Consider the following 26,726-nt stretch of genomic DNA (forward strand, 5'->3'; position numbering starts at 1 on the left):
CTCACCAAAGCACCCGCCGGCTGATCTTGGCTGCCGGAGATGCCCCTGCTGTACGGTGGCGTGCGGAGCGGGCGTTCGTGGGACGTTCGCGAGTCGCGAGGCCAGGTGCGCCCGGGGAATACCGGGACCCTGGCCTTACGCATGCCTTCGCCGACCGCGACGTCCGGCGAGCCGGGCTCAGCACGGGAATGTCCCTTGGCGAGCTGGCGTGCCTCCTGCCTGGTTCGAAGGGCCGGAGCCCGATCAGGGGCTCGGTGTCACCGACTCGCTACAGGCATCGTGGACGATGTGGAAGCGCGTGAGTTCCGGGTGCGGCTGCCGGTGGACGTGCCGCCGGGCAGGTATGCGGCGATCGTGCACGCGGTTGCAGGGGTACTCGACGCCGCCGGAATGGTCGCCGGATCATCGATCGTCGTGGACGAGAAGGCCCGTGATGCTGATCTCAACGACGCGTTCGACCAGTTCAGTGCGCTGTATCCGTGGAGCGACTGCTGATTATGGCCGGGAAGCTGGCTCGTCTCGGCCGGGAGCGCGTGCGGCGTGAAGCGAGGAGACGGCGGCCGATCGGTGGGGCATGATCGGTGGTGAGCACGGCCGCGCTCGAACGAGGGCTGCCCCCGGCCAGTTCGGATGGCCGGGGGCAGTCTTGTGCTGCAGTTGGTGTGCCCTCAGCTGTCGATGTCGAACTCGCCGTTGCGGGCGCCACGGAGAAACATCTTCCACTCGTGCTCGGTGAAGGCCAGGATCGGGCTGGCGTCGCCGAGCTTGGTGTCGCGCACGCCGATCAGGCCGGGCACGGACCCGACTTCGACGCAGCCGTTCTCCTGGCCTTGGCTGAAGCTGGCTTTGTGCCAGTTGGTCGCGGCGGCGAGGGCGTTAACGGCGTCCTCGTACCTCATGGCGATCACAGTTCCTTTGCTAGCTGGCGGATGAACGCCGGGGAGTCTTCCGGTTTGGTAGCCTGCACACGCAGCCGGGTCAAGGCGTTGCGGTAGCGGGTGATCTCCTCCAGCTCCTCGTAGTAGTAGCCCTTCACGAGGGTCTCCACGTACACGCAGCCGGGATAGTTCTCCAGCTCCGGCGGCGCGGACAGCAGTGTGAAGGTGCCCTCGGTGCCAGTGTGCGCGCCCGCTGCGAGCGGGACGACCTGCACGTCCACGTTCGGTCGCTCGGCGAGCTCGGCCAGGTGCAGCAGCTGTGCCTTGGTCACCTCCGGGCCGCCCACGATGCGGCGCAGCGCTGCTTCGTCGATCACCCGCCACACCTTCGCCGGATGTTCGCGTTCCAGCACTTCGCGCTGGCGCGCCATCCGCAGGTCGACCAGCTGCTGGATCTTGGTGCCGGTGGCGGTGGCCGGGAGGTCGGCGTATCCGGCGCGGATCACGGCCTCGGCGTAGTCCGGGGTCTGGAACAGTCCCGGCGGGACCAGCGCGTCCCAGCCCTCGATCTGCGGCGAGGAGGACTCCAGGCCGAGGAACAGGTTGAAGTAGCTGCGCACCGACGGGCCGAAGCCGATCCACCAGTCCTTGCCGCGCTTGGCCCGGTCGCGCAGGTCCTGGAAGAACTGCGCCCGCTCGGACTGGCCGTAGAGTTCGAGGAGCTTGTCCAGCTCCAGCGGTTTCGGCAGTGATCGGCCCGCCTCGATGTGGCCGATGCCCTGAACGCTGCCCTTGGTCGCCCGTGCGGCGTCCTCGCGGCTGATGCGCCGCTCCTCGGGCTGGGCCTCGCGCATCCGCCGCATCTCGACGGCGAACCACCACTTCAAGGCGGTCGGACTCTGCGATGTCGCCACCGCGTTCTCCTCTCTCATCCCGGCGTCCGGTGCTGCACGGTGACCGCTCGTGTCCACAACATCATCCATTCGGAGCACTTATATTTTGAGCACGCTCAGATGTAGCGTGCTCATTATGACGTGGCTCACCGTGCGGCATGACGCTACTTGGTTGCCGTCGCCTCACCAGGCGCGACCCGCGCAGCGGCGTTCCGTGCCAGCCCGACCGGCAGCGGCCCCGGCGCGAACCCCGACCTCGCCGGGGCCGCTGCCCTTCACCGGAAAGGAGCGACCGTGCGATGACCGCGACACTGACCGCGCCGGCAGCGATGCTGGCGGACCTCGCGCACGCCGTGGCCCGGATCTTCCGCACTGACGACCGGCGCGGCGCCCTGGTCGCCGCGTTGCAGACCGCGCAGCTGAGTCCAGCGGTGTTCGTGCCCGGCATCGAGCACCGGGCCGCCGCCGCGATCGTGCGCAGCGGCCTGCCGTCCGTCGAGCACCGGCGCCGCACCCTGCACCGGCGTATCGACGAGCACCTGTTCCTCGACATCGAGGCCGGGACCGGTGTGCGCGTCATGGCCTGCTGGGACGACCGCGTGTACCGCGTGCGGATGCACGTCGCCGAGATCGGCGACAGCCTGCTGTGGGAACGGATCGTCGTGCACTTCACCGAGTGGGAAAGCACCGGCCGTCCGGTTCCGGCCGCGGCTGCCGGAGCGACGTCGTGACCGCCGTGACCATCGACCAGCCCGGCGCAATGACGACGCCGGCGTCACTGCCCCGCGCGGCAGCTGTGGTCCGGGCCTTCGACACCATCCCCGCCGGGGGCTACCGGCATCCGGTGCTGGCCGCCGCCGCGGCTTTGGCGGCCGAGCACCGGCTGCGCGCCAGCGTCGATCGGATCGTCGGCGACCCTCCGGGCCGACGATCCGATGGTTGCTGCGGCCGCGAGGGCGTGCACGCCCGCGACACCACGTGTGCGGTACTGATCGACCGGATCGACCGCTGGGCGGCCACCGAACTCGCCGAAGGCCGCGCCGGGGTGTTGCACACCGAGTCGCTCGGACAGATCGTCAACCGGATGGTGACGGTCTGGATGCGCGGCCAGCTTCTGGCCGACGCTCGCACCGCCGCGAGAGACCCGCAGGTGCGGGTCGCCTCGGCGCAGCTGGGTGAGCTGGGCAGCGCCTACGACGACCTGGTCACCGACCTACGGCTGGGACGGCGCCGGCTCCCGGCGCTGCAGACGCCGACCGGGCCGCCGGGAATTGCGTGAACCGCGGTGGAGGGAGCGAACATCCGGCCGATGACGGGGTCATGGTCGCGGCCAACAGCCCGGCCGGGCGGGCCGCCGAGGCGATCAACGACCTGACCCGGCACTTGCCCGAGCCCGGTGCACCGGCGGTCTGCTCGACCTGCCCGGGCCGGTTCTGGCCCTGCGACTACTTCCACGACGCGGCCTACCGCGTGCACACCGCCCGGCTACGGGTCGGCGACGTCGTCCCGCTGGAACTGCACCCTCGCTTGTGGCCCCCGACAGCACCACCGGCCGCGCAGGATCCGCGCGCGTGGCCGTCCGAGACCTCCGTGGAGGACGACCGTGGATGAAGTCCTGAGCTCAGCCCTGCAGAGCGCGGTGTTCGGGCGGCTGGATTATTTCGACCGGATCGCTCGCGAGGGCGACGAGCCGTCCAGGGCGGCCCTCGCCGACACGGAGATCACCCGCTTGACCGGGGCGTGGCGGAGCCTGCTGGCCGCGCATCAGCCGGACGAGCGCGGCCGGTGCCCGCAGTGTTCGGGCCGGCGGCGATCCCGCCGCCATCCTTGTTCGGTGTGGAGCATCGCCCACCAGCACCTGATTGCCGCCGATGGCGTTCCCGCCGGCCGCGCCGGCAGGCACGCGGCTGCCACCGGCCGGTCGACCGCCGCGGTGCTGGGGGCTTCCTGACCGGGGCCGTGCCGTGGCCCCCGACGCGGCGCGCCCCCGGTCCACTCCGAGACACAGGCCCAGAAACTGTCAGACCCCTCTGAAAAGGTAATCACGTGAACACACTCCGACACGACGACGCCAGCGCCGCCAAACTTCGCGATGCCCTGGTCGACACGCTTCTCGCCAACAAGATGATCACCTCGCCGGAGGTGGAGCGGGCGTTCCGCACGGTGCCCCGGCACCTGTTCGTCGCCGAGGGCACCCCGCTCGATGTCACGTACAACGTCGACAACTCGGTTGCGATCAAGCGCGACCCGGACGGCGTGATCATCTCCTCCACCAGCGCGGCCTACATCCAGGCCCGGATGATCGAGCAGGCCGGGCTCACCGCGGGCATGAGCGTGCTGGAGATCGGGTCCGGCGGCTTCAACGCCGCCCTGCTGGCCGAGATCGTCGGCCCGGCCGGGCGCGTCATCAGCGTGGACATCGACCCGGACGTGACCGACCGCGCCCGCGAACTGCTGGAGCAGACCGGCTACGGCAACCGGGTCGACGTGGTGCTCGCCGACGCCGAGAACCCGCTGCCGGGGCTGCACGAACCGTTCGACGCGATCCTGGTGACGGTCGGGGCCTGGGACCTGGCACCGGCATGGCTTGCGCACCTGTCCGAGGGCGGCACGATCGTCGTTCCGTTGCGGATGAACGGACTCACCCGCGTCATCGGCTTCCGTCGCGAGGGCGACCACCTGGTGAGCACCTCGTCCGAGGTGGCCGGGTTCGTCCCGATGCAGGGCGACGGCGCCCGCGACGAACGGGTCTTCCTGCTGCCCGACCGCAACGGAAACCACGTCAAGCTGCGCTTCGAGGACGACGTCCCGGCGGGGCTGGATCTGCTGGACGGGGTGCTGGCGACCGAGCGCACCGAAGCCTGGTCCGGCGTCACGATCAAGAACGGCGTGTCGTTTGCCGACCTGCACCTGTGGCTCGCGGTGTTCCTGCCCGGCTTCTGCAAGCTGGCTGTGGACGAGGGCACCGAGATGGCCGCCGAGCGCAAGGGCTGGTTCCCCTTCGGTGTGGTGCGCGGCGACTCATTCGCCTACCTGGCCGTCCGGCCTCTTCCCGAAGGCGGCGGAGCGGAGTTCGGCGCGCGCGCCTACGGAGTCCACGGCGACGCCGCTGCGTCTGCGATGGTCGACCAGATCCAGGCGTGGGACAGCCAGGGCCGCGCCGTCGAACCCGCCTTCGCCTACTGGCCGACCGGCTCCGACCGGCCCGAGTTCGGCAACGACACGGCCGTGCTGGTCAAGACGCACGGCGTGGCCGCGATCTCCTGGCCCCCGGCGGCGTCCGCCGCTCGGTGACCGGGTGTCCTGCACAACCCCGAGAAGTGAAAGAGGGAACCGAATGTCAGCAGCACTGGCAATCGAGCACACGGCCGCCGAGGTCGGTGTGGTCGACGACGCGGAGTTCGAACTGGACATGCGGGTGGTGGAGTCCACCACCAAGCTCGTGATCATGATGTGCGACACGAGCGACGGGTGCGGCAGCACCTGCAGCACCAGCGCGTGCACCACGTTCTCCAACGACCCGCTCTGATCCCACCCTGCCGTCGGCGCCCGAGCCAGCCTTGGGCGCCGACGGCCAGGCGCTGCCCTTGATCGTGACCGGTGAGGAGAGCCAATCGCGATGACCGTGTCCCCGCGCTATGACCACACCGGCCTTGTCCTGGCCCGCGTCACCACCGATCCCGGTGATCTCGATCCACCGACACAGCTGAACCCGGCCGCGGTGGAACGGGAATGCCGTGCATGGCTGGGGAAAGTGTGGGCGCGCCCGGATGTCTGGGACGCCCTGGCACTGGCCAGCCCCGTTCTCGGCGCGCGTCTCGACCAGATCCTCGCCGACGAGACCACCGCGCCCGCGGCCAAGGAGCTGCGCCGCGCTGTCGTGTCCGTGGCGACCTACCTGCTGCGCTGGCAGCGGCGGTCGACACCGTTCGGCCTGTTCGCCGGAGTCGCCGCGGTCGGTGTCGGCCCCGCAACGGCCGCCGTCGGCACGGGACACCGGGCTGTGGCGCGGGTGGACGGCGAATGGCTGACCACCCTGATCGACCGGCTCGAGCGGCAGCCCGACCTGCGCCCACGCCTGACGGTGGTGGTGGACGAGGCGCGGTTCGTGCGCGACGGGCGCGTGATCGTGCACCGCCGCGCCGAGGTCGGCGCCTCCACTCCCGGGCCGCTGCGGGAGTCCTCGGTGCGGCTCACCCGCCCGGTGCGGTTTGTGCTGGCCGCGGCCGGTTCCCCGATCCGCTTCAGCACGCTGGCCGACCAGTTGACCGCCGAGTTTCCCTCCGCGCCCCGCGGCAAGATCGACACACTGCTGCACGGGCTGATCGACGCCGGTGTGCTGATCACGAGCCTGCGGCCGCCGATGACCAGCGCCGACGCCCTGGCCCACCTGACCGGCGCCCTGCGCGCGGCCGAAGCGGCCACCCTCGACGACGTCGCCGGCGATCTGCGCGAGCTCGACGCGATCAGCGCCGACCTGGCCCGGCACAACCACACCAGCAGTCCTGACCAGGCAAGGGAAGTCCGGGCGGCAGTCGCCGCCCGGATGACCGCCCTGGTTCCCGGAGCCGGCCCTACGGTGGCCACCGACGTGCGCATCGACGCGACGATCACCGTCCCGGAGCGGGTGCTCGACGAGGCCGCGCGGGCCGCCACCGTGCTGCTGCGGACCAGCACGCAACCCTTCGGGACGACAGCGTGGCTGGACTATCACGCCCGGTTCCTCGCCCGCTACGGTCCCCGCGCGCTGGTGCCGGTGCGGGACCTGCTCGCCGATTCCGGCCTTGGATATCCCGCCGGCTACCTCGGTGCGCCCCGCGCCCGGCCCGCGTGGCGGGTGCTGACCGACCGCGACTCCGCCCTTCTGGCGTTGATCCAGCAGGCCACCCTGACCGGAGCGCCGGAGATCGACCTGACCGACGCCGACGTCGACGCGCTGACCGTCGGCGAGCACGCCGACGCCGTCCTGCCCGAGCGGATCGAACTGGGTGTCGAGATGACCGCCGCGTCGACCGCGGCGATCGACCGCGGCGAGTTCGGGCTGCGGGTCACCGCCGCGCCGCCCGCGCACACCAGCATGGCCGGCCGGTTCGCCTACCTGCTGGACCAGGCCGACCACGACCGGCTCGCCGCGACCTACGCCGCAGGACCGGCGCATCGGACCGGGCCGGGAACGGTGGCGGTGCAGGTGTCCTTTCCGCCGCGCCGCGCGCACAACGAGAACGTGGTCCGAGTGCCGCCGCTGCTCGGTGACGTCGTGGCGCTGTCGGAACACCCCGATCCGACGCGCCCGGACCTCACCATCGTCGGGGTGGACGACCTGGCGGTCACCGCCGACGCCGAGCAGATGTACCTGGTGCACGTCTCCACCGGCCGGCGGGTGATCCCGCGGATTCCGCACGCCCTAGACACCGCGGCGCAGAGCCCGCCGCTGGCTCGGTTCCTCGCCGAGGTCGCCGACGCCCGCAGCGCGGTGTTCCGCGGCTTCGATCTCGGCGCCGCCCGCGTCCTGCCCTACGTCCCGCGCATCCGCTACCGCCGCACCGTGCTCGCCGCCGCCCGCTGGATCCTCTCCAGCACCGACCTCGATGCCCCGTCCGGAGCCCACGACAGGCAGGAGGCGTTAAAGGCGTGGCGGCAGCGGTGGCGGGTACCAGCCCGGGTGGTGCTGGTTCACGGGGAGCTGCGGCTGCCCCTGGACCTCGACCAGGAACTCGACCGCGCCCTGCTGAACGCCCGCCTGGAGCGCACCGACCGGGTCGAACTGCACGAGGACAGCCCGCCTGACGGGCAGGGCTGGATCGGGCGACCGGCGGAGCTGCTGATCCCCATGACCACGCTCGCCCCGCCTGAGCGGCCGCTGCCCGCCACCGCGGCACCCGGCGCCGTCCTCCAGCCCGGTGACTCGGCCGTGCTGCACGCGCAGCTGGTGGGCAACCCGGCCCGGTTCGACGAGATCCTCACCGCGCACCTGCCCCGGTTCCTCGCCGAACTCCACGATCCCCGTGATCCGGGCGACCTGGTCGAGTCGTGGTGGGTGCGGCGGCACCGCGACATGATCCGGCCCGAGACCGATCAGCACCTCGCCGTGTTCCTGCGCCTGACCGGCCCGCAGCACTACGGAGCCGTCGCCGCCCGGCTGGCCGCCTTCGCGGCCGACCTGGACTCCCGGGGGCTACCCGGCCAGCTGACCCTCGCCCCGGCACCGCAGCACCCCGCCCGCTACGGCGACGGCCCCGCCCTCACCGCGGCCGAGCACGTCTTCGCCACCGACACCACGGCCGCCATCGCCCAGCTCGCCGCGGCGCAGACGTCCGGGGTTCCCGCCCAGGCCCTGGCCGCGGCGTCGATGGCGCACCTGGCCGCGTCCCTCGCACCCGATCCCCAGACCGGGTACCGCGCGCTGCTCGGATGCCTGCCGCAGGAACACGGGCCGCTGGACCGGCAGCTGCGCGACGGCGCACTCGCGGTGGCCGACCCCGCCGATCAGTACCGCCAGGTCCGAGCGCTACCAGGCGGCGACGCAGCCGCCGCCGCGTGGCATGCCCGCGACACCGCGCTGCACGCCTACCACGGCGCCCTCGCCCAGCAGGGGCGCGAGCCGGGCGTGGTGCTGCGCACCTTGCTGCACGAACACCACATCCGCGCTGTCGGCGTCGATCCGACGTTCGAGAAGGAGACCGGACGCCTCGCCCGCGCGGTCGCGCTGCGCCTGCTCGCCCTGGCCGGTGCCCGATGACGCCCGCCACGACCCCGCGCCCGGAGGGCGGCGAGGTGACGCTGACTCTCGACGAGGTGGCCGGCCAGTCCCTGGCCCGCGGGGCGGTGGGGGACGCGCTGCTGCACGTCGAACGTGCCTGGACCGGGTCCGGCAGCTGGACGACCGCGCAGGGCCACATCCGCCGGGTGGTGGCGGGGCCGGTCGACGCCGCCGACCACGCCGGCCTGTACTACGGCGCGCCCGCGGTCGCGTTCCTGCTGCACGCTGCCGCCGACCGCCACCCCCGCTACCGCGCGGCCAGCCAGACGATGGACGAGCACGTCCTGCGCCTGACCCGGCGACGCCTGGCCACCGCCGCCACCCGGATCGACCACGGGGAGCCCGCCGCATTCGCCGAATACGACCTGTTCTACGGGCTCACCGGCATCGGCGCGCTGCTGCTACGCCACCACCCCGGCAGCGACGAACTCGCCGCAATCCTTCGGTACGTGATCACCCTGGTCACCCAGCCGCGCCACGAGGACGGCATCGAGCTGCCAGGCTGGTGGGTGGCGCACGACCCGGACGAGATCCTGCCGACGCCCGGCGGGCACGCGAACTTCGGCATGGCCCACGGCGCGGCCGGGTTACTGGCCTTCCTCTCCCTCGCCACCCGGCACGGTCGCGTGGTCGACGGCCAGCGCGACGCGATCGCCGTGCTCACGGCCTGGTTCGACCGGTGGCGCCAGGACGGACCGTGGTGGCCGCAATGGATCACCCGCGAAGAACTGAGTGCGGGCCGCCCCGACCACGCTCACCCCGGTCGTACCGCATGGTGCTATGGGACGGTCGGCATCGCCCGCGCCCAGCAACTGGCCGCTCTGGCCACCGACGACGTGCACCGTCAGGACGCCGCCGAGGACGCCCTGGCCGCGACCCTGGCGGACCCGCAGCTCGACCGGATCACCGAGCCGGGCCTGTGCCACGGCATCGCCGGGATCTACCAGACCGCCTACCGCGCCGCCCTCGACGCCCGCAGTCCCGCCCTCGCCCGACGACTCCCAGCCCTGGCCGACCGACTCGCCGAGCGCACACCGTCGCTCGGCGACGAGGACGGCGCCCCGGCGAACGCGAGCGGGCTACTGACCGGACGCGCCGGGGCGGACCTGGCGCTGGAGACCGCGCGGCGCAGCACGCCGCCTCACACGGGATGGGACGCATGCCTGCTGATCACCTGACCGCGACGGCCCGGGCGACCGCGCCCACCGGCCTCAACGCCGCCGTGTTGGCGGTGCTCGCCGGCGCCGACCCAGCCACCGTCGCGGCCCACCACGCCCTCGGCCCAGCCGACCTCGACGATGCCGTGCGGACTTACCAGGCCGCCGGGCTCGCCGCGCTGGAACGACGTGCCGAAGACGCCTGGTACCAGGTGCGTGTCCAGTTCGCCAACTGGTCGGCCGCCGAGGCGGTCGGCACCACAAGCCTCGGCCCGGCCCTGGACCGGCTCACCACCGACGGGGCGGGGGCCGGCTGGTGGTTCCTGCGCAAACACCCCTGCTGGCGGCTACGCCTGCTGCGCGCGGACGCAGCGGCCGTCGACCGCGTGCTCGACGAGCTGACCGGCACCGGCGTCATCGCCCGCTGGTGGCCCACGGTGTACGAGCCGGAGACCGCCGCCTTCGGCGGCCCGGCCGGCATGGACACCGTCCACGACCTGTTCTGCGCCGACAGCGCCGGCGTGCTCGACTACCTGCGCCACGACGCGCCCGGCCTCGGCCGCCGGGAACTGTCGGTCCTGCTGCTGAGCGGGCTGACGCGCGCCGCCGGGCTCGACGCGTTCGAGTGCGGCGACGTGTTCGACCGGATCGCCCGGCTGCGCCCCGCACCCTCCGACGCCGACACCGCGCGTATCGACGCGTTGGCCGACAACGTGCGCGTCCTCCTGTCGATGCCCGACCTGGCCGACAGCGCGCTGTTCACCCCAGGCGGGCCGGTCGCGCACGCCGCGCCCTGGCTCGCCGCGTTCGAGACCATCGGCCGGCAGCTCGGTCACGATGCCGCGGAAGGCGATCTCGACCGCGGCCTCCGGGCAATCCTCACCCACGTGGTCATCTTCCACTGGAACCGGCTCGGCCTCTCGGCCACCAGCCAAGGCATCCTCGCCCGCGCGGCGACCACTGTGCTGCTGCCCCGGAGCTGACGATGAATTCCACGTCGAACTTGTCCACGTTGGACGCTGTGGTCCGCCGCTTTCCTCTGCTGGGCCGTCCCCGGCCCTCGTGCCCGGCCTTGCCCGAGCGGGTCCAGGAGATCGTCGACATCGCCCGCGCCGCCGAACACGACGACGCTGACGGATTGGCTGACGGCGCGAGCGTCCTGAACAAGGCGGCACTGATCGCCAGCGACTGCGGCCTGCCGGACCTGGCCCGCGACCTGTGCTGGAAGCACATCGACCTCTACCGCGTCGCGGACCGGTCGCTCACCGTCCTGCAAGCCCGCCACATGCTCGAACCCGTGCTCAACCTCGCCCGGCTGCAGCTGCGCGCCAGCGACGGCGACCAGGCGCTACGTCTGCTCAAGGCGATGTTCCAGGCCGTCAGGACCAGCACCGACCTGGTCGTCGACGGGCGCACCCTGCCGCTGAGCGACCTGGCCGGGACCCGCACCGAACTCCACAAGCTGCGCGAATGGGTTGGCTGCACCTGATCGGGGAAGGCGTCCGGGCCCTGGTACTCGCCGGGCGGTGGAACGACGCGGTTGCCCACGCCCATGCTCATCGGGGGATCGGCGTGCACCTCATGGATGGCCGCCAGGCCACGATCGTGGCCCACTGCCTGAACCCGAACCTGGCAGCGGCGCGGGCGTCGCTGGCGGAAAGCACCCCGGAGCAGCCGTGGGAACTCCAGGTCGCGTCCTGCCTGACGGTGATGTGCGCCAACCCGGACAGCACCTCACGACGAGATGCCATCGCCGCGATGATCATGCGGTTCGTCGAGCGCCCGCCGATGCCCGGCTACGCCTTCTTCCGCGCACAGCTCGGGCTCACCGTGGCCACGCTCGCCGACACCGTCGACTCCGACGCGGCCAGCCGAGTGTTCACCCAGGTGGTCGGCGAGGTGATCGAGTCGGAAGACGGCTACGCCGCAAGGGAAGTACTGCGGTACCGCGACATACCGGCCGAAGTGACCGAGGAGCAGCACGCAGTGCTCACCCACCTGATGAACGCCTCCGGTCTGGGGATCGGAACACTGCCGGAGCCCCTTCGGCAGAGCCTGCTCGACTCGACACGGGTCGCAGCCCAGGTGCTACGCGTGTCGCTCCAGGAACCCGTCAATGCTTGACCCCTTGCTGGAGTGGCCGGAAGCTCGGCGCGACGCGTTGCTGTGGCGGTTCGCGCTCACCTTGGATTACGAAGGCGTCGCCGACTACGTCCGGACCAGTGCAAGCAGTCCGTGCTTCGGGCCGCACTGGCAGCCGCGTCCCGGCGAGCTGGCCGCGGTGCTCGGCGATGACGGCCGCTACCACCTCCTGCGAGGGGACCTGGTGCTCTGCTCAGGTACTTCCGAGCGGGGCAGCCAGGCGTTGCCCCGCCACGCCGACGGCCCGGTGCGTCACCAGCGCCGCTACGACTGGTGGACCGACGGCACGACCTACCGCATGTTCGCCCCGCCCACGGCGCCGATCGCGGAACGACGCGGCCCCCGGCACCACCGTGTCGTCGAGTGGGTAGTCCAATGCGATCCCGAGCGCGTCGCTCCCGGGGCCGTTCCGCCCGGTCAGCGCTGCACCTATGTCGGCGGGCGCAGCGACTGGCCGCCCTACCTCTCGCCCGACAGCCGCATCGGCCGCATCCGGCAGCGGCTGATCGATCTGGCCGGTGCGCAATGCCACGCCTGCGGAGCGCAGGTGGGCGTGATCGTCGATCATGACCCGTTCACCGGTCTGGTCCGGTGGCTGCTCTGCAGCGACTGCAACGCATGGATCGACATCTGTCCCCACCTCCGGGACTGCCCGCGGGCCGCATACCTCAACGACCCGCCCGCCCGGCACCTGCGGCTGCGGTATCCCCATGCACACCGCGACCGCGACCAGCACCGCGCACGTATCGACTATCTCGGCATCGACCCGCTGCCCGTGACGCGGGCTTACCGCCGCCGCTGAGATGCTCTTTCCGGCCCGTGCTCACCAGCCGCAATACCGGGTCACGAAGGTCAGGAGGCCACTTTGGTAACCCCCAGCCGCAGGTGTGAGGCGTGCGACCGCTTCGCCGATCGCGATGTTCCGAACTATCACCACATCTACCGCGCCGACAAGCTTCCGCGGCCCCGCCAGAGCGACGGCCACATCGTCATCCACGGCTACGCCGTCGAAATCTCCGGAGCCATCCAGCGGACCTGGGTGTTCTTCCACGACATCGAGCCGGCGCTGGCTTTCGGGCGTGCCGGACGCATGTCCAGCGTGGACATTCGCGGCTACGGCGTGTTCGCTGCGGCACGTGAGATCCGCTTCGACGAACGGCTCGGCGACGTGATCACCCTGCATCTGACCGGCGAAAACCTCGACCGTAAGCCGGACGAAGCCAAGGCTCTGACCCGATGGCTTGCGGGAGTCACGCCGGAGTCCTCGCACTTCGCGCCGCCGGATCGGCGCTGACCAGGTCCGCGTCGACCCGGCCCAGCCAGCAGGCCAGCAGCGCGGTCGGGCGGTCAGCGCCGTGTGGGATCGGCGTCGGGGCGGCCGAGGGCTTGCCGGGTGATCGGGATCATCTGGCGCATTGTGGTCTCGACCTGCCGGCAGGTCGTCTCGAAACCTCGCAAGTCCCGGCCGTAGAAGGTGCCCAGCGACTGCCCGGCGGTGAGGACTACGGCGGCCACGTCGGCGGCGAGTTCCAGGTGCTTGCCCTCGAAGTTCGAGGTCGACAGGTACATCCCGGTGTTGTCGTCGCGCAGGTTGAGCGTCGTCCACGGGGAGACCGCCCAGGAGACGTGGTGGGCGAGGCCGCTCCACCAGCGGTACAGCCGCCGACTGCTGCTCCGCCTCGACGACCGCCATTGGTGCTCGGTCGACGTCGACCGCGACGGCGTCAGCGCGAACATACGCATCGGCCCGGTTTCTCCCCACCTCGCCCACGTGCCGGAATCCACCGGCCGTCCGTCGAGTTGTCCATCGCGTCCCGGCCGGGCGACGATCCGGCCGCCCGTGACAACTCCCAACGTGAGGTCGGGCATTCTGTCGTTGCCGGGCCGAGGCGTCGATCGCCAGTGACGGGTGCGCGACGGCCGGCGCGCGGCGTCACCAGCACTGACGCGCCCCTCCTGGAAGCTGGAGCGATGGTGTCCGCCTCGCGGAAAAGCAATTGCGCCGCGCGGACGTGCAGCTGGTCGACGCGATTACCGTTGGTGTGGTCGGCCTCGGTGGCAGCGTGGCGCCGTACTTGAGTGAGCGGCATTCTCAGAGGCGCTTGGCGGCGCGGAACGCCTTCGCGTACGTTCCGGATCCGTCGATCAGCGAGACCCCGCCGGCGTCACCGAAGGTCGGCCCGTTCGCTACCTTCCGGCTCGACAGCACCCGGTGGTGCCCGTCGCTGTCGATGCCCAGGTAGATGCCCATGTGGGACACCTGCGTCCCGAGCTGGGGCTCCAGGTTGAAGAACAGCACGTCACCCGGTTGGAGCGTGCTGAGGTCCGTCGCCTGCTTCTTCTCGTCGTGGACGACCTCGGTGCCCGGGCCGAGCTCCGAGAGCGCCCACGCCCGGCGCGGCAGGCCCGGGCCCTTTGTGTTGCTCCCGAGCAGTGGGTAGCCCGACCGGTAGCCGTACACCATCCGCACGAAGCCGGAGCAGTCCAGCGATCGCGCTCGCGCCGGCTCCGCGGCCTCGTGGACACCGTCCGGGAAATCCCAGCCGATGCCGAGGTAGTCGTAGAAATCCGACTTCTCCAGCCGCCCCTCGGCGCTGTCCGGGCCGAAGTTGGCGTCTCCGGCGATCCGCAACTTCTTCGCGGTTTGGTCGGCCGCGCCGTCGGTGTACTGCAACGCGATGGCCAGGATGTCTGGATCGGTGTCGCCGACCGCCTTGGGCAGCCAGTCGGTGAACCACTTCTCCTTCTCCGCGCCCGCGTGCCACGCCTGCGGCGCGAGCCGTATCCAGGCTGTCGAGGTGATGCTGACCTTGGTGAACCTCGGCTCGGTGAAGGTCCGCGAGCGGCCGGTCAGCATCGCCGTTCGGGAGCCGTCGGTGAAGGACGCGAGCTGCGCGCCCACCCCGTCGCGGACCACGGTGCGGGACGGGTTGGCCAGCCGCTCGTAGGTGTAGCCGCCGGTGACCGCCGCGCCGGGCGGGGCGGCCGACGCCGAGATCGCCGTGATTTCCTGCTCCTGGCCGCGCGCGACGTACAGCGCGGCCGCGCCGGACACGCCGATGACCGCGGCCAGTACGCCGATCCGGACCGCCCGGTACATCGGCCACCTCCGCTGGGGGCTCATACTGTCGGGACCAGCCCTACCAGCACACCGCTGATCAGGATCGCGTAGCTGGCCAGGCTCACCCCACCGGTGGCGAGCATCGTGGCCATCGGCTTCTGCCGCACCAGCTGGTAGGCGACCAGGCCCGGCACGACGAACCCGAGCGTCTGGTGCACGAACAGCAGCGGGAAGTCGGCCTGCAGCACGATGAGCAACGTCGTCTGCAGCACCACGCCGAGCAGCACGACCGCGGCGAACAGCCGCTTGCCATACAGGATCACCAATCGCTGCAACAGCTTCGTGCCGCCGAACGTCAGCGCCGTCATCAGCACGATGATCGCCGCGCGGCGGTAGTCCTCGACCATGGTCAGCGCGATCCAGCCGGGGGTGATCATGCCGCCGGGCGACAGGTTCGTCGTCAGGTAGCAGACTAGCGACAGCAGCAGGCCGATGGCCAGGCCGACGGTGGCGACCTCGGGGGCGAGGGACGTGGTGAGCATCAGGCGACCGGTTCCAGTTTGGCGAGTTCCTCGATGAGCAGTTCCCCCTGGCCGTGGATGTTGCCGATGGCGATCAGCGACGCCTGCCGCTCGACGCCGCCGACGATCCCGCGCAGCAGCTCCCGCGGGGAGCGCGAACCGCCGAGGTCGACGACGCGGTCGTGCCACTCGCTCGGGATCGCGACCCGGGCGCTGCGTGTCGGTTCGCCGATCAGCACCACGCGTTCCGGCGCGATCTTCGGGATGAGCGCGCCCATCTGGCCGTTGCGTTCGACGCGGTCCGGGCGGCAATTGATGATCACGTGCAGCGGGTCGGTGATCGCACCTTGGCGGCGGAGCTGGTCGATGTTCAGCAACGTCGATTCGGGGTCGTTCGCGGCGAAGACGTTGGCGAAGCGCAGGTGACGGCGCCCGGCACGGTACCGGTGGACCTGCAGCACGCCTGGGTCCGGCGGCGCGGCCCACATGCCCTCCAGCGCCAGCTGCCGGTTGACGTTGAGCAAGTCCGCCACGGCCAGCGCGATGGCGACGTTCTCCTTGAACGTGATCCAGCTGAAGCGGCGCATCTCCGCGTCGGTGACCGATTCGGGGTCGACGGCGATGAGTTCGCAGTCCCGCTTGTCGGCCTCTTCTTGGAGGATGTGCAGCCGTTCCTTCTCGGCGGTCAGGCAGATCCCGCCGACCGGCATCGACCGGCTCAGCGAACGTGCGACGTCGTCGAGCGTGGGGCCCATCTCGGCGAGGTGGTCCTCGCGGACGTTGCACAGCACGCCGATGGTGGAGCGGATCAGCTTGCTCTGGTTGATTTCCTGCAGGTCCGGCATGACCGCCATGCACTCGATGACCAGCGCGTCGGGCCGGTAGGCGGCGGCGCGGCGGACGATGCCGATTTGCTCGACGACGTTGGCGATGCCGAACTTGCGGTAGACCGGTTCTTCGCTGCCATCAGGGTGGATGAACCGGGCCGCCGTGCCCGTGGTTTTGGCTGTGGTGACGAGCCCGCCGCCGCGCAAGGCACCCGCGCAGAGACGGGTGATGGACGACTTGCCGCGGATGCCGTTGACCAGCACCCGGGTCGGGATGCTGTGCAGGTGCCGGTAGTGCTGGCGCTGTTCGGCGATCCCGGCGGCCAGCATCGCCGCCGATGCTGTGAGCAGCACGACGTAGAGGAACGTCACGTCAAACCCCGGCCCCGTCCAGCCAGCTCAGGTAGTCGTTCTTTGCCTTTTCTTCTGGGGTCCGGGCCTGCAGCCGCGGCGGCGTCTGGGGCCGGGGCCGGGCCGCACGCGGCGGCTGCGGGCTCGGTTGTGGCCGAGATTGCGGCTTCGGCGCGGGTGCCGGCTCATCGACGATCTTCTGGAGCAGCTCGGTTTCGTCGGTCGCCGCGCCTGTCGGCCGCCGGACCTCGCCGAGCCGGTCGCGGCCGTCGGTGAGGGCTTGGCGGCAGATCTCGACGCAGGAGGCGATGGTGCCGATCTCGTCCTGGCGCTGCGGGTAGACGACGGCGCCGGTGTTGCCGGCGGCGATCCGCCGCGCCTCGTCGCCGACCCGCCGCAGCGGCCGCACGACCACCAGCAGGTGCCAGGCGAACAGCATCAGCGCGACGACGGCGGTGAGCAGCGCGGCGACCCGCGCGCCCGAGCGTACGGTGTTGTCCGCGACCCCGAGCGAGCCGATAGGCTGTTCGGCGACGATGACCCACTTCAGTGTCGCGGCGGAGCCCTTGTCGGCCAGGCGCTGCGCGGCAACTAGCGCGGACGGCGTCGTCTCGCGGGCGGCCTTGCCGGACTGCGCGGCGTCGACGTTCCTGATCAGCGTCGCATCGGACAGCGGGGAGAACGCAAGGTAGCCCTCGGTGTCGGCGATCGTGCGCTTGCCCTCGTCGACGACCCGGACCCGGCCGCCCGCGGAGCCGAGCATCTCGGCCATCCGCGGCACGTCGTACTCGCCGACCACGACGTTCTTCGTGTCCGGCAGCGGCGTGAAGGCGTAGACGACCGGGACGCGGCCGCTGGTGTTGTGCTGGCGCAGGCCTTCGCCGTCGGGTAGCTTGCCGGGGTCACGCAGGGACTCTCGGCCAGCCAGCAGCTGGACCGCTCCTTGGGCGTTGGCGACGTAGACGCTGCGGAATCGGCTTTCGGTGCTGGCGAGCCGTTCGAGCATGCCGCGCAGCTGGCCGGGCTCCTTACCCTTGCCGAGCCGGGCGACGGATTGAAGGTCGGTGAGGCCTTCGGCGAGGCTGCGGCGCAGGGTGTCGGCCGAGCGCGTGACGCGGACGCCGTGCTCGCTGAGCATGGTCGGCGACACCTCGGCGTGTTGCCGGCCGAGCGTCGCGGCGACCGCGCCCGACCAGCCGAGCAGGGCCACCGCGACAGCCGCGATGACGAGCTGGGCGGAAAGGAACGGGCGTACCTTCGGCTCGGGTTTGCTGCGCCGCAGCTTCGACCGGGACCGCTCCAGGGCCGCAGTGACGCGGTTGACCTCTCGGATCCGTGATTGCCGGACTGGCTTGCCGAGCACCCCGGCCGCGACGGCGAGAGCGTCGGTGCGGAGCCTGCGGATCGGCGCGACGACCGTACGCCGCAGCAGGACGAAGCCTGCGACGGCCAGGGCGAGCAGCGCGGCGGCGGGGATGAGGCCCGGCCAGCGTACGGGCACGGCCTCGACCGGGAAGCGGCTGAACGCCACGACGGACAGGCCGAGGCTGCCGCCGATGCCTGCGGGGGAGACCGGGGCGTAGGAGACGACCGGGGCCCGTTCGTTCCCCTTTTCGGCGACGGCTGACCCGGTGAGGACGCCGGACTGCCCGGTGGCGGCCGCTGTGGCGGCGCGGGCGAGCAGCTCTTGGGCGGGGGTGTCGGTCGCGGCGATGTCGGAGCCGTGCGTGTGCAGGACGGCGCCGTCGGCGGTGACCAGACGGACCTGCTGCTGGATGTCCTTGTCGAGGTCGCCGGCGGTGGTGCGCAGGGCGGTCGAGACGATGAGGACCTTGCCGGCGCGGGGGCCAGTGAGCGGGAGCGCGGTCAGCAGGAGCGGGGTGTCGCCGGGCGGGCGACCGGGCGGACGGTGAGGTTCGCGACGGCGACCCCGCGCAGCGTCTCGACCGGTACCGGCTCGCCGCGGGTGGCCAGGACCTTATGCGCGAGCGGGTCGTAGACGACGACACCGCGCCAGTCCTCGTAGGTCTCTCCCAGGCGGGTGAGCAATGCGGTGTCGTCCGCGGTGTCGAACACACCGGAACCGGTCGCGACCTGGAGGTCGCCCGCGGCGGCCGTCGCCGAGGTCGCGACGCTCTGCGCGAGACCGGCGGTGGCGCGCTGCTGGCTCGCGGTCACCTCGTCGGGAACGCGGCCGGCGGCGTCGTTCGCTCGCATCAGGGAAAGCGGGCCCGCGGTAGACAGGTACAGCGCGGTGAAGGCGGCGATGAGCAGCAGCAAGACGAATGTGGTGGCCGAGGCGACGCCGGCGCCGCGGGGGAACCCCGCTTCCGGGATCTGCGCGCGCAGCAGCGCTACTCGATTTTCGTGCTGGTTCAACCGGGTCTCCCCAGGCCCTTCCGGTCACGCGGTCCCGCAGGATCGCCGGCCACCGTGGCCGCTAATGGAACGTCCACCCGTTTGGGTTACACGCGAAGGTATCAATGAAGCCTTCGGTGACGTTACTACCGCCCCCATCGGGGAGCAACGAGCGGTCGAGGCGACCTGTGGGGTGACGTCGTACACTCTGGGTGGTGATGAGCCGACCGCGGATGTTGCTCAGCGTGGCCGGTGTGGCCGTCGCGCTGGCCTTGGTCCTGACCCTGGTGCTGGTCCTCGGTGACGGCGATTCACCGAAGCCCGGATCACCTGCGCCTGAGGCCGGCTTGGATTTCGTGGTGACCGACTTCACGTCGAAGCTGTCCGCGGACCAGGAGTACCGCCCACCGAAATCCGACGAACGTCGCACGGCGGCGGCCGGGTTCGCGGCGGTCCTGGACCGCCGGGGTACGGCCGACCTCAGAAAGCTCGGGTTCTCGGTGCGCGACGGCGTCGATCCGGCGACCGGGCGGCCGTACACGATCGTCGTCAACGAGCCCGGCACCGAGCGGGCGTGGGGGATGTACGTGATCGACCGGTCGGCGCCGCCGTCGCTGGCCGTGGAGGTACCGCACCCGGCGTTCGATTTGCGGACGGAGCTGTTCGGTGTCGACCTGTTCCGCCGCACGCCGGGCGTAGTGCTGCTGGTGGCGGGCGCCCACCGGAAGGCCGACGACAGCAAGGCTGACGTCGCCCATGAAGAAAATTCGATGTTCCACGTCTTGGCTTCGGCGCTGGCCGGGCGAGGGCTCGCGCAGGTCCAGTTGCACGGTTTCCACGACGAGAACCTGCCGTCGACGGACATCGTGCTGTCGTCGGGGGCGACGATGACCGGCAGCGCGCCTCGCCGGGCGGCTTCGCGGCTCACCGCGGACGGGTTCGCCGTATGCCGCGCGTGGGAGGAGCAGTGCAAAGGCCTCGAGGGAACGACGAACGTCCAGGGCCGGATGGCCGCGTCTGACGACACGGTTTTTCTACATGTCGAAATGAGCAGGTCGGTGCGTGAATCGCCGGAGCAACGCTCGGACGTGGTCCGGGCGTTGCTGGAAGCCGATCTGCGCAAGCCGTGACTTTTGTGGTTGAGGTAGTAACTAGTAGATTGTCGCGGCTAACTTTTGGGGTATAGGTGGCGGAGTTTGACGCGTGCGTCGTCGGTGGTGAACTGCCAGCGGATTTGACGTTGTTCGGTGTTGATGGTGTGTTGCCAGGCGGCGAGCTCGGTGTCGAGGTCGCTGATGCGGCGGTCGAGGCATTGCCGGGACAGTGCGGACAGTTCGATCTCGGCGATGTTGAGCCAGGACCCGTGTTTGGGGGTGTGGTGGATCTCTAGGCGCTGGGCGAGAGCGAAGGCTTCGCCGGGTTCGAAGGCCTCGTAGAGCGAGGCGATGCCGTGGGTGTTGAGGTTGTCCATGACCAGCACCACGGTCTGGGCCTTGGGATAGTCCACGGTCAAGAGTTGTTTGACCTGCCCGGCCCAGTCGATCTTGGTTCGCTGGGTCAGGGCGTGGACACGGCGCCACCCTTGCAGGGGCTCGGCCCACACGAAGATCGAGCAGGTGCCGCACCGGACGTATTCACTGTCCTCACAGGCGTTGCGGCCTGGCCGGGCGGGAAGCGGATCACGGACCTGGCCGAGGAGCTGGAAGGGTTTCTCGTCCATGCACACGACCGGGCGGGCGGGATCGTGCGGTCGGGCGTAGACGGCGAGCACGTCCTCCATGCGGGCGTCGAACTCCGCGTTCGCTCGTGGCGGGATATTCCAGCACTTCCTCAGATGAGGGCGCAGTTCCGTTTTTTTAGGACCCGGCCGATGGTGGAGTGATCCAAGTTCGGGATGTCCTCGGTGAGTTCGACATGCTTTTCCAGCAACCGCAGCGACCACCGGGCATGCCCCGCCGGCGGCTGCGAGCACGCCAGGGCGATCAGCCGGGCCTCGACCTCACCGGTCACCGGGGACGGCACCGGTGGAAGGTCGCGCTTCTTGCGCCCGATCGTGGCCAGGACATCGCCGCCGGTGTCAGTGAATCGCTTGGCGACCAGGCGCAGCATCTCGCCCGAGACTTCGAGCCGGGCTGCGATCACTTCCTTCGGATCGGGCTCGCCTGCCGCGTATGACGCCGGAGAACCTCAGGCAGCGGGTGGCAGCTTGCGCTGGCCGCGGCGGGGCACGATGGATGCGGCGGCCTCGGCGGTTTCGTACCCCGGTCCACATCTCGCTCCGCGGCTGGTCGAGCACGCCGGTCAGCCGCCCGGCGCCGAAGGCCACCCCTACTACGTCCTGCTCCACCTCATCGCCTACCGGGGCCTGTGCCGCGACTAAGCGGCAACTACACTGGCCGGGGTAGGGACCGGTTTTCGGCGTTGACCCGCTGCTCAGGCAAGGCGCCGTCTGCCGAGCCGGCTGGAAATCGGGCTGGCGGGGCGTGGATACACCCGGTGATCGCTATCCGGGAACCTGTGCCCGTCCGTATGGCGTTTTACTTCCATTCGAGGGTGCGCTTAATAGCGTGCCCGGGTGGTGCGAGCCTGACCGTGGTTGTGGTGGTTTGTTACTGGTCGTCGAGTTGCACCACTCCGTCCGCGTCGCTGCCGACGGGTTTCGCCGCTCCTTCGATAGCTTCGCCGAGGGTGCGGACCACTCAGGGCAGGCTGCCGCACCTTCCGACGGCGCCCGAAGCAGGCCGTCGACCCGGCCGCACACGCCCGAAGGTGGTCGCCTTCTCGCTGATATTGCAGAACGCGCTGCTGATCGAGGCTGCCGAGGACGTCGTCGATGCGTGCTGGCAGGCTAGAGGGATGCGGGAGAGGCAGGCGTTGCCGCGGCTGGAGCGGCGAGCGGTGTGCAGCCTGTGGGCGCGATGACCAGGTTGACCAGGTGGGCACTGGTAGCTGCGGTATTGCTGATCGCCACGATCGTGGCGATCCTGCCACGCTCGCACGACAGCAGTATTGCCCCTAGCGAGGCGACGAGTGATCTCTCGGCCGCTCGTTCGGCGGCGGCTCTGCCCGCCTGCCCGGCCGGCAACGGCTCAACGCCTGAGGAATTGGCTGAGGTGCAGGTGACGTGCCTGGCCACCGGCACCACCACGCGGCTCGGCGCGACTGTCGTCGGTGTCCCGACGCTGGTGAACGTGTGGGCCAGTTGGTGTCAACCCTGCACCACCGAGCTGCCTGTCCTGGCCGAATACGCGGCCGGACCCGGCGCCATACGAGTACTGCTGGTGCAGACCGCCAGCCCGCAAATCGACGGACTGAACCTGCTTGCCCGGCTGCGCGTGCGGCTGCCGACGGTCTTCGACGGCCCGAGCAGTACCGGCCCGGCCCATAAGGCGCTGCAAGTGACGACGCTGCCCAGCTCGTACGTCATCACCGCCGACGGACAAATTCGCCCGGTCCGCACCCCGCCGACCTTTCACACCGTCGACGAGGTCCGCCAAGCCGTCGCCGCCGCGCTGTCGTGACCTGCACACCGACGCCTCCGCGGTCATCGGCATAGCGGGCGGTGATCGTCACCCCGACGGCGGTAGGCCGCATGCGACCCGTCGGCAACGATCATTCACGCACTACGCCTTGAGCCGGTAAGTCTGTGCCGACAGCGGCGCAGGCGGCAATGATCGAGGGGACCTACATGCAACGCATCGTCACATCCGTACTGGCCGCTGCCGCCGTTATTTCTGGCGCTGAAGTACTCGGTGCCGCGCCCTCCAGTGCAACGCCGCAGGCCAACTGCGTCGTCGGACGTGACGCCGACGGCCACGGCGGCTTCTCCCAGTGCTACGAGCGATCAGGCTCCCAGCAAGTCCGGGTCCGCTGCTCCAACGGCAACAGCTACTTCGGTCCTGTCGTCTCGGCCGTCGGCGGTGTCGTCTCGCATGCCCCGTGCCCGGCCGGCCTGACCGCCGACAGCATCGGTGCGGTGTACTACCCCTGACCGCAGAATCGTCGGCCACACAGGGATGTCTCGCGTTCCTTCGGTCGGCACACCCAAGGCGAGGTAGATGAGCCCCGGTTGGCGACCTGGACGAGTTGGCCGCTGGCGGTGATCACGACGAGTACGTCACCGAGAACTGACTGAGCTGCACCAGCGGGTACTACGGCTGCAGGACGACATCAACGGCCAACCTGCAGTGCCGGCACCGTGGCCGGCCCCAGCCACTTGCGGCGACATTCGTGCCTTCCTGATCCGGTGGTGACCGGCGTCGATTCCCAGGACGCTGGTCATCACCTTTCCCGGCCATCGCGCCCTGCGGTTCGAGCTCTCGCTCAACGCCACGACCTGGGCCGGCGCATCGGGCTGCTGATCGCCCCGCCGGTGGCATACTTCGCCGGCCAGCTCGGGCCGCGCCTCCACAGCACCCCTGACCACTGCGGCCGCGACGTGCTGCTCATCCGGTCCGCGCCGCCGTGGGTGCGAAGCTGTTCCACCGGCAAGAACTGCACCTCGTCCAGGCCGCGATGCAGCGGGCAAATTCCGCACGCGACACCGTGCCGGACGAATTCCGACACGACGAGGGACGGCGGCGCCCGCAGGCCGCCCAGCGCCAGCGGACCACAACCGTCACGACAACAGCCGGGACGCGCAGCGCTGACGCGGCCAACCACCACAGCACCGGCGGACTGAACGACACTGCCCTAACCGCCGCCGCCACCGTGCCGCGAGCGCGTGTCCCCTGAGCCGCGGCCTGCCACACCACCGCTCGCACAGGTACCGTGCTGGACAGCCGCTCGGTTGGCGCATCCAGCGTCGCCGCAAGCGAGGCACCGACCGGCGGCACATCTACACCTATCCGGCCAAGAAAGCCCTCAGGGCTGTCGTGGCCAAGGTCAAGATGATCTCAAGGGCTTCTCCGTCGGCATGAAGCGCCGGGTCGGTATCGCCCAGGCCCTGCTCAACGCCCCCAAGCTGCTCATCGTGGACGAGCCGACCGCAGGAGTGGGTCCCGAGGAGCGGATTCGGTTCCGCACCCTGCTGTCCCAGCTGGCCGGCGAGCGGACCGTGCTGCTGTCCACCCACCACATCGTCGAGGTCATCGCACAGCCTGCCGCGACCGGGCCGTGCTCGCCACCGGACAGGTGATCATCCGAGGCACCGTCGCGGAGCTGACCGCCACCGCCCGGGAACAGGTGTGGTCGGCGACGACCTCCGGGCCGGCCCCCGAGGGCATGGTCGTCTCGGCGCTGGCCGAGGCGGCCAGCATGCGCTACCGGATCGTGTCGCCGCGTCCCCCGAGACCGGACACGGTCCCCGAAACGCCGTCGCTCGAGGAGGGCTATGTCGTGCTCGGCTCCCGACACGGCCTCATGGCCTCACCCAGAGCTGCCCGCCCGTCAGCCGCGTCCTCAAGGCGAGCCCCGTAATCCGATCGAGACCTTTGTTCGCCGCCCTCCTCGCGGCCGTCCTTGGCGTGGTGACCGCCGCGCGGTCGGCCGCCGGGTCGACACCGCCGGTCGTGCATGTCCCGTTTCCGCCCCCCACCGGCCCGGACCCGAGCGGCACCGTGTCGCCACATTTGGCCGACCCGTCCCGGCGCGGTCCCCGGGCGCCTATATCCCGTACGGGAGGTAGGCGCCAACTTCGGTAAGGAACCGGTGCCTTCGGTCTGAGCCGACCTGTCACTCCACTGGTCAACAAGTGCGCGCAGACAAGATCACCGAGACTTGGCCTGCCTCAGCGGGCGGGGCGCCCCTGTCGTCTCCACTGGCTTCGTCTCAACGAAGTCGTCATCGCACAGCTCAGCCACGTGCGCTCGCCGGCGCGGTGGTGCCGGTGGCCAGCGCAGGTTGCGAGGCGGACGCGGCGCCGCTCATCACGCCGAGCGCGACACGGCTCCGGCGAGCGCGATTACGATCCGTTTGCTTGTCGAGCGCGGCGTTGTTCGTTTCGTCATTTTCTCCACTCCTGTTCGTCGTGGTCAGTCACCAGCCACTCCAACCTGGTCAGGCGGTCGCTGAGAAATTCGCCACCTGATGGCTGTCCCGCGAGGGCTGGTTCACCCGGGCGGATCGGGCCGGGCTTCGGGGACGCACTGCCCCCGGCCGGGGTGTGCTTACCTTCGGGCGATCCACGGCCCAGCGAGCCGGGCGAGGACACTGCTGGTGACACAGCCCGGCCGCCACTCGAGCTCCCTGGTGACCGTCGAGGGTGAGCTGCCGGCCCGCAGCGGGTGCCGTGGCTCAGGCTCGGCACCGCTCGTAGTGGTGGAGTCCGACACTCGCTCGGAGCGGGACGGGAGCGTCAGGACTTGTCGGTGGGCTGGGCGCCGCGCAGCGCGCGGCGGGTGTTGTGGCTCATCTCCTGGGCCGGCGTGCGGATCTGGGTCGGCGGGACACACCGGTCGAGCATTTCGAGGAGCAGCCGGGGTAGCGGCTGCTGGATGTCCGCGGTCTCGAGTGCGATGCGGGCGGTGGTGCCGTCGCCGCGCTGGTAGGCGTGCAGCGCGATGACCGTGGCGAGCCGGCTGGCGACCGGTTCGCAGGCGTGACGCCACAGGTGCATGGCCAGGTCCTCGGCGCCGAGATGGAGATCGCCGTCGACGGCGATGAGGGCGTCGAAGAACGGGATGGTGGCGATGGACGCGATGAGGTCGACGATCGTCGCCTCGCCGGTCGGCAGTGTGCCTTCGCTGGCCGTGCGGATGGCCGCGTCGGCGCGCGCGAGGCGCGCGAGCGCGGCGGCGGGCTGATCGGCGTCGAGGCCGGCGTCGGCGATGGCGGCGGCGATCGGGTGGTGCAGGCGTTCGCGCAGAGGCTGGGGACCGGGGGTGAAGCGGGTGACCAGATCGTGGCGGCGGTCGGCCATGATGCGGCCTTCGGCCGCGGCGGCGGCCGCGAACACGGTGCTGACGGGGTCGGGCAGGACGCCGTGGCGTCCCGGGGTCTGGTAGGAACGCCAGCGGGCACCGGCGGCGATGCCAGGCACGTGGATAGCGTCGATGTCGGTGAAGCCGTGGCCGTTCAGCATCGTGGTGATCGTGTCGGCGGTGTCGCGCCGCGGCAGGTCGGTGTCGTCTGCGGGGTTGGTGGAGGGGTGGATCATCGCCGCGAGAACGTTCTGGACGGGCAGGTCGCCGACCTGACGCGCGAACGCGTCGACGGCCGGTCCGGGGTCGGCGACGACGTAGCCGAGGTCGGCGCGGTTCATCGGGCCGACCGTGGCGGAGCGGTCAGTGTGGTGCAGGGTGGAAATCAGCACCAGCGAGTGGCGCGGGACGAACCCGAAGGTCGTGGGCAGTCCGGCGAGTACCTCGCTGGTGCCGTCGATGGTGAGTGCCATTGCAGGATTTCCTTTCAGACGAAGAACACGGGCGCGGGCGGCTGGGACCGGCAAGAGCGCCCGTCAGCGGCCGAGTTCGGTGCGCAACGTTTCCTTGGCGGTGTGCGCGATCCAGGGCGGCGACGGGCGGCGGACGTCGTTGCCGGATGCGGGGAGGAATCCGTTGACCGCGATGCTCCAGAACTCCGGCCAGGGTTCGGTGTCGCTGCGTTCGCTGCGGTAGATCACGCGGACGTCCTGCCCGTCGGCGCGCCGGGCGTGCGCGGTGATCCGGATCGCGAACCGCGTGCGGTCGCGGTGCTGCACCGGCTCGTCGTAGAGCAGCGAGACCGGCGTCGCCGGGAGCGCGCGGCACAGCTCGACCAGGACACCGCGCGCGAGATTCCAGGCGCCGTAGTCGAGGAGGCTGCCGCGGTGGGGGATGTTGCAGGCGACCGACTCGGGC

Annotated in this window: 33 protein-coding genes; 21 read left to right on the forward strand and 12 right to left on the reverse strand. The window is 70.7% G+C overall.

What is annotated here, in order from left to right; translation table 11 throughout:
* Positions 1–279 precede the first annotated feature (279 nt).
* On the forward strand, positions 280–495 hold the full coding sequence (locus C2L59_RS13000) for a hypothetical protein (RefSeq protein WP_146060357.1): 216 nt from the start codon (positions 280–282) through the stop codon (positions 493–495).
* A gap of 173 nt (positions 496–668) precedes the next feature.
* Here C2L59_RS13000 and C2L59_RS13005 read toward each other — a convergent pair whose 3' ends face one another.
* Positions 669–899: a DUF397 domain-containing protein gene (locus tag C2L59_RS13005; protein WP_103349908.1), complete on the reverse strand. Its 231-nt coding sequence runs from the start codon at positions 897–899 to the stop codon at positions 669–671.
* Between the two features lie 5 nt (positions 900–904).
* On the reverse strand, positions 905–1,792 hold the full coding sequence (locus C2L59_RS13010; protein ID WP_158263063.1) for a helix-turn-helix transcriptional regulator: 888 nt from the start codon (positions 1,790–1,792) through the stop codon (positions 905–907).
* Between the two features lie 278 nt (positions 1,793–2,070).
* Here C2L59_RS13010 and C2L59_RS13015 point away from each other — a divergent pair, with 278 nt between their 5' ends.
* The 13 genes from C2L59_RS13015 (at position 2,071) to C2L59_RS13070 (ending at position 13,124) form a co-directional block, all read left to right on the forward strand.
* On the forward strand, positions 2,071–2,502 hold the full coding sequence (locus C2L59_RS13015) for a hypothetical protein (protein ID WP_103349776.1): 432 nt from the start codon (positions 2,071–2,073) through the stop codon (positions 2,500–2,502).
* Positions 2,499–3,050 carry a DUF4254 domain-containing protein gene (locus C2L59_RS13020; RefSeq protein WP_146060358.1) on the forward strand — a complete coding sequence of 184 codons (552 nt, stop codon included), beginning with the start codon at positions 2,499–2,501 and terminating at the stop codon, positions 3,048–3,050. The genes C2L59_RS13015 and C2L59_RS13020 overlap by 4 nt, the downstream gene beginning before the upstream one ends.
* Positions 3,051–3,091: 41 nt before the next feature.
* A complete protein-coding gene (locus tag C2L59_RS13025) occupies positions 3,092–3,382 on the forward strand; it encodes a hypothetical protein (protein ID WP_103349778.1) in 291 nt (96 codons plus the stop codon).
* The gene (locus C2L59_RS13030) at positions 3,375–3,722 is read left to right on the forward strand and encodes a hypothetical protein (protein ID WP_103349779.1); all 348 of its coding nucleotides are present in this window, start codon (positions 3,375–3,377) and stop codon (positions 3,720–3,722) included. Before C2L59_RS13025 ends, C2L59_RS13030 begins: the two co-directional genes overlap by 8 nt.
* A gap of 95 nt (positions 3,723–3,817) precedes the next feature.
* Positions 3,818–5,065: a methyltransferase, FxLD system gene (gene fxlM, locus C2L59_RS13035; RefSeq protein WP_103349780.1), complete on the forward strand. Its 1,248-nt coding sequence runs from the start codon at positions 3,818–3,820 to the stop codon at positions 5,063–5,065.
* Between the two features lie 43 nt (positions 5,066–5,108).
* Complete coding sequence (locus C2L59_RS13040) at positions 5,109–5,300, forward strand: FxLD family lanthipeptide (RefSeq protein WP_103349781.1); 192 nt, start codon at positions 5,109–5,111, stop codon at positions 5,298–5,300.
* Between the two features lie 90 nt (positions 5,301–5,390).
* A complete protein-coding gene (locus C2L59_RS13045; RefSeq protein WP_103349782.1) occupies positions 5,391–8,510 on the forward strand; it encodes a lantibiotic dehydratase in 3,120 nt (1,039 codons plus the stop codon).
* Positions 8,507–9,709, forward strand: coding sequence for a lanthionine synthetase C family protein (locus C2L59_RS13050; RefSeq protein ID WP_103349783.1), 1,203 nt, complete (start codon positions 8,507–8,509; stop codon positions 9,707–9,709). Before C2L59_RS13045 ends, C2L59_RS13050 begins: the two co-directional genes overlap by 4 nt.
* On the forward strand, positions 9,691–10,671 hold the full coding sequence (locus C2L59_RS13055; RefSeq protein WP_103349784.1) for a thiopeptide-type bacteriocin biosynthesis protein: 981 nt from the start codon (positions 9,691–9,693) through the stop codon (positions 10,669–10,671). The genes C2L59_RS13050 and C2L59_RS13055 overlap by 19 nt, the downstream gene beginning before the upstream one ends.
* Before the next feature lie 29 nt (positions 10,672–10,700).
* Complete coding sequence (locus C2L59_RS48055; protein ID WP_199199045.1) at positions 10,701–11,177, forward strand: hypothetical protein; 477 nt, start codon at positions 10,701–10,703, stop codon at positions 11,175–11,177.
* Positions 11,159–11,812 carry a hypothetical protein gene (locus C2L59_RS48060; RefSeq protein WP_199199046.1) on the forward strand — a complete coding sequence of 218 codons (654 nt, stop codon included), beginning with the start codon at positions 11,159–11,161 and terminating at the stop codon, positions 11,810–11,812. The genes C2L59_RS48055 and C2L59_RS48060 overlap by 19 nt, the downstream gene beginning before the upstream one ends.
* Positions 11,805–12,632: an endonuclease domain-containing protein gene (locus C2L59_RS47045; protein ID WP_146060359.1), complete on the forward strand. Its 828-nt coding sequence runs from the start codon at positions 11,805–11,807 to the stop codon at positions 12,630–12,632. Before C2L59_RS48060 ends, C2L59_RS47045 begins: the two co-directional genes overlap by 8 nt.
* A gap of 63 nt (positions 12,633–12,695) precedes the next feature.
* Positions 12,696–13,124: a hypothetical protein gene (locus C2L59_RS13070; RefSeq protein WP_103349785.1), complete on the forward strand. Its 429-nt coding sequence runs from the start codon at positions 12,696–12,698 to the stop codon at positions 13,122–13,124.
* Between the two features lie 53 nt (positions 13,125–13,177).
* Here C2L59_RS13070 and C2L59_RS13075 read toward each other — a convergent pair whose 3' ends face one another.
* The 6 genes from C2L59_RS13075 to C2L59_RS13100 all read right to left on the reverse strand — a co-directional run bounded on the left by C2L59_RS13075 (position 13,178) and on the right by C2L59_RS13100 (position 18,969).
* A complete protein-coding gene (locus C2L59_RS13075; RefSeq protein WP_146060360.1) occupies positions 13,178–13,573 on the reverse strand; it encodes a hypothetical protein in 396 nt (131 codons plus the stop codon).
* Between the two features lie 349 nt (positions 13,574–13,922).
* Complete coding sequence (locus C2L59_RS13080) at positions 13,923–14,930, reverse strand: NlpC/P60 family protein (RefSeq protein ID WP_103349787.1); 1,008 nt, start codon at positions 14,928–14,930, stop codon at positions 13,923–13,925.
* A gap of 20 nt (positions 14,931–14,950) precedes the next feature.
* Positions 14,951–15,433, reverse strand: coding sequence for a poly-gamma-glutamate biosynthesis protein PgsC/CapC (locus C2L59_RS13085; RefSeq protein ID WP_103349788.1), 483 nt, complete (start codon positions 15,431–15,433; stop codon positions 14,951–14,953).
* Positions 15,433–16,611, reverse strand: coding sequence for a poly-gamma-glutamate synthase PgsB (pgsB, locus tag C2L59_RS13090; protein ID WP_103349789.1), 1,179 nt, complete (start codon positions 16,609–16,611; stop codon positions 15,433–15,435). Before pgsB ends, C2L59_RS13085 begins: the two co-directional genes overlap by 1 nt.
* Position 16,612: 1 nt before the next feature.
* Entirely contained in the window at positions 16,613–18,121 is a 1,509-nt protein-coding gene (locus tag C2L59_RS13095; RefSeq protein WP_103349790.1) for a HAMP domain-containing protein, read from the reverse strand.
* Between the two features lie 335 nt (positions 18,122–18,456).
* Positions 18,457–18,969 (reverse strand): hypothetical protein, encoded by a 513-nt coding sequence (locus C2L59_RS13100; protein ID WP_103349791.1) that lies wholly within the window; start codon positions 18,967–18,969, stop codon positions 18,457–18,459.
* Positions 18,970–19,166: 197 nt separating this feature from the next.
* Between C2L59_RS13100 and C2L59_RS13105 the strand changes: the two genes are divergently transcribed.
* Entirely contained in the window at positions 19,167–20,078 is a 912-nt protein-coding gene (locus C2L59_RS13105) for a hypothetical protein (RefSeq protein WP_233223451.1), read from the forward strand.
* A 38-nt stretch (positions 20,079–20,116) separates the two neighbouring features.
* Here C2L59_RS13105 and C2L59_RS47050 read toward each other — a convergent pair whose 3' ends face one another.
* On the reverse strand, positions 20,117–20,890 hold the full coding sequence (locus C2L59_RS47050; RefSeq protein WP_199199047.1) for an IS630 family transposase: 774 nt from the start codon (positions 20,888–20,890) through the stop codon (positions 20,117–20,119).
* A complete protein-coding gene (locus C2L59_RS48065; protein WP_199199048.1) occupies positions 20,779–21,090 on the reverse strand; it encodes a helix-turn-helix domain-containing protein in 312 nt (103 codons plus the stop codon). Before C2L59_RS48065 ends, C2L59_RS47050 begins: the two co-directional genes overlap by 112 nt.
* A 64-nt stretch (positions 21,091–21,154) precedes the next feature.
* Between C2L59_RS48065 and C2L59_RS47435 the strand changes: the two genes are divergently transcribed.
* From C2L59_RS47435 to C2L59_RS48075, 6 genes are all read left to right on the forward strand, one after another.
* The gene (locus C2L59_RS47435; RefSeq protein ID WP_158263064.1) at positions 21,155–21,328 is read left to right on the forward strand and encodes a hypothetical protein; all 174 of its coding nucleotides are present in this window, start codon (positions 21,155–21,157) and stop codon (positions 21,326–21,328) included.
* Between the two features lie 389 nt (positions 21,329–21,717).
* Positions 21,718–21,870 (forward strand): hypothetical protein, encoded by a 153-nt coding sequence (locus C2L59_RS47440; protein ID WP_158263065.1) that lies wholly within the window; start codon positions 21,718–21,720, stop codon positions 21,868–21,870.
* Entirely contained in the window at positions 21,867–22,469 is a 603-nt protein-coding gene (locus C2L59_RS13120; RefSeq protein ID WP_103349910.1) for a TlpA disulfide reductase family protein, read from the forward strand. Before C2L59_RS47440 ends, C2L59_RS13120 begins: the two co-directional genes overlap by 4 nt.
* A 149-nt stretch (positions 22,470–22,618) precedes the next feature.
* Positions 22,619–22,939 (forward strand): hypothetical protein, encoded by a 321-nt coding sequence (locus C2L59_RS13125; protein ID WP_103349794.1) that lies wholly within the window; start codon positions 22,619–22,621, stop codon positions 22,937–22,939.
* 924 nt (positions 22,940–23,863) lie between these two features.
* Positions 23,864–24,085 carry an ATP-binding cassette domain-containing protein gene (locus tag C2L59_RS50335; RefSeq protein ID WP_199199049.1) on the forward strand — a complete coding sequence of 74 codons (222 nt, stop codon included), beginning with the start codon at positions 23,864–23,866 and terminating at the stop codon, positions 24,083–24,085.
* Positions 24,064–24,366 carry a hypothetical protein gene (locus tag C2L59_RS48075; RefSeq protein WP_199199050.1) on the forward strand — a complete coding sequence of 101 codons (303 nt, stop codon included), beginning with the start codon at positions 24,064–24,066 and terminating at the stop codon, positions 24,364–24,366. Before C2L59_RS50335 ends, C2L59_RS48075 begins: the two co-directional genes overlap by 22 nt.
* A gap of 877 nt (positions 24,367–25,243) precedes the next feature.
* Here the strand turns inward: C2L59_RS48075 and C2L59_RS13135 are convergent.
* Complete coding sequence (locus C2L59_RS13135) at positions 25,244–26,281, reverse strand: DUF4192 domain-containing protein (RefSeq protein WP_103349795.1); 1,038 nt, start codon at positions 26,279–26,281, stop codon at positions 25,244–25,246.
* Between the two features lie 63 nt (positions 26,282–26,344).
* On the reverse strand, positions 26,345–26,726 hold a 382-nt coding region (locus C2L59_RS47445), incomplete at its 5' end, for a hypothetical protein (RefSeq protein WP_158263066.1).

This window comes from Amycolatopsis sp. CA-128772 (assembly GCF_002904295.1).
Taxonomy (GTDB): Bacteria; Actinomycetota; Actinomycetes; order Mycobacteriales; family Pseudonocardiaceae; genus Amycolatopsis.

Excerpts from the sequence above, each read along its gene's own strand:
- C2L59_RS13005 (WP_103349908.1), bottom strand. The coding sequence starts at position 899 with ATGAGGTACGAGGACGCCGTTAACGCCCTCGCCGCCGCGACCAACTGG.
- C2L59_RS13015 (WP_103349776.1), top strand. The coding sequence starts at position 2,071 with ATGACCGCGACACTGACCGCGCCGGCAGCGATGCTGGCGGACCTCGCG.
- C2L59_RS13025 (WP_103349778.1), top strand. The coding sequence starts at position 3,092 with ATGGTCGCGGCCAACAGCCCGGCCGGGCGGGCCGCCGAGGCGATCAAC.
- C2L59_RS13040 (WP_103349781.1), top strand. The coding sequence starts at position 5,109 with ATGTCAGCAGCACTGGCAATCGAGCACACGGCCGCCGAGGTCGGTGTG.
- C2L59_RS13045 (WP_103349782.1), top strand. The coding sequence starts at position 5,391 with ATGACCGTGTCCCCGCGCTATGACCACACCGGCCTTGTCCTGGCCCGC.
- C2L59_RS13050 (WP_103349783.1), top strand. The coding sequence starts at position 8,507 with ATGACGCCCGCCACGACCCCGCGCCCGGAGGGCGGCGAGGTGACGCTG.
- C2L59_RS13055 (WP_103349784.1), top strand. The coding sequence starts at position 9,691 with ATGCCTGCTGATCACCTGACCGCGACGGCCCGGGCGACCGCGCCCACC.
- C2L59_RS48060 (WP_199199046.1), top strand. The coding sequence starts at position 11,159 with ATGGGTTGGCTGCACCTGATCGGGGAAGGCGTCCGGGCCCTGGTACTC.
- C2L59_RS47045 (WP_146060359.1), top strand. The coding sequence starts at position 11,805 with ATGCTTGACCCCTTGCTGGAGTGGCCGGAAGCTCGGCGCGACGCGTTG.
- C2L59_RS13075 (WP_146060360.1), bottom strand. The coding sequence starts at position 13,573 with ATGCGTATGTTCGCGCTGACGCCGTCGCGGTCGACGTCGACCGAGCAC.
- C2L59_RS13080 (WP_103349787.1), bottom strand. The coding sequence starts at position 14,930 with ATGTACCGGGCGGTCCGGATCGGCGTACTGGCCGCGGTCATCGGCGTG.
- C2L59_RS13085 (WP_103349788.1), bottom strand. The coding sequence starts at position 15,433 with ATGCTCACCACGTCCCTCGCCCCCGAGGTCGCCACCGTCGGCCTGGCC.
- C2L59_RS13105 (WP_233223451.1), top strand. The coding sequence starts at position 19,167 with ATGAGCCGACCGCGGATGTTGCTCAGCGTGGCCGGTGTGGCCGTCGCG.
- C2L59_RS13120 (WP_103349910.1), top strand. The coding sequence starts at position 21,867 with ATGACCAGGTTGACCAGGTGGGCACTGGTAGCTGCGGTATTGCTGATC.
- C2L59_RS13125 (WP_103349794.1), top strand. The coding sequence starts at position 22,619 with ATGATCGAGGGGACCTACATGCAACGCATCGTCACATCCGTACTGGCC.
- C2L59_RS50335 (WP_199199049.1), top strand. The coding sequence starts at position 23,864 with ATGAAGCGCCGGGTCGGTATCGCCCAGGCCCTGCTCAACGCCCCCAAG.
- C2L59_RS13135 (WP_103349795.1), bottom strand. The coding sequence starts at position 26,281 with ATGGCACTCACCATCGACGGCACCAGCGAGGTACTCGCCGGACTGCCC.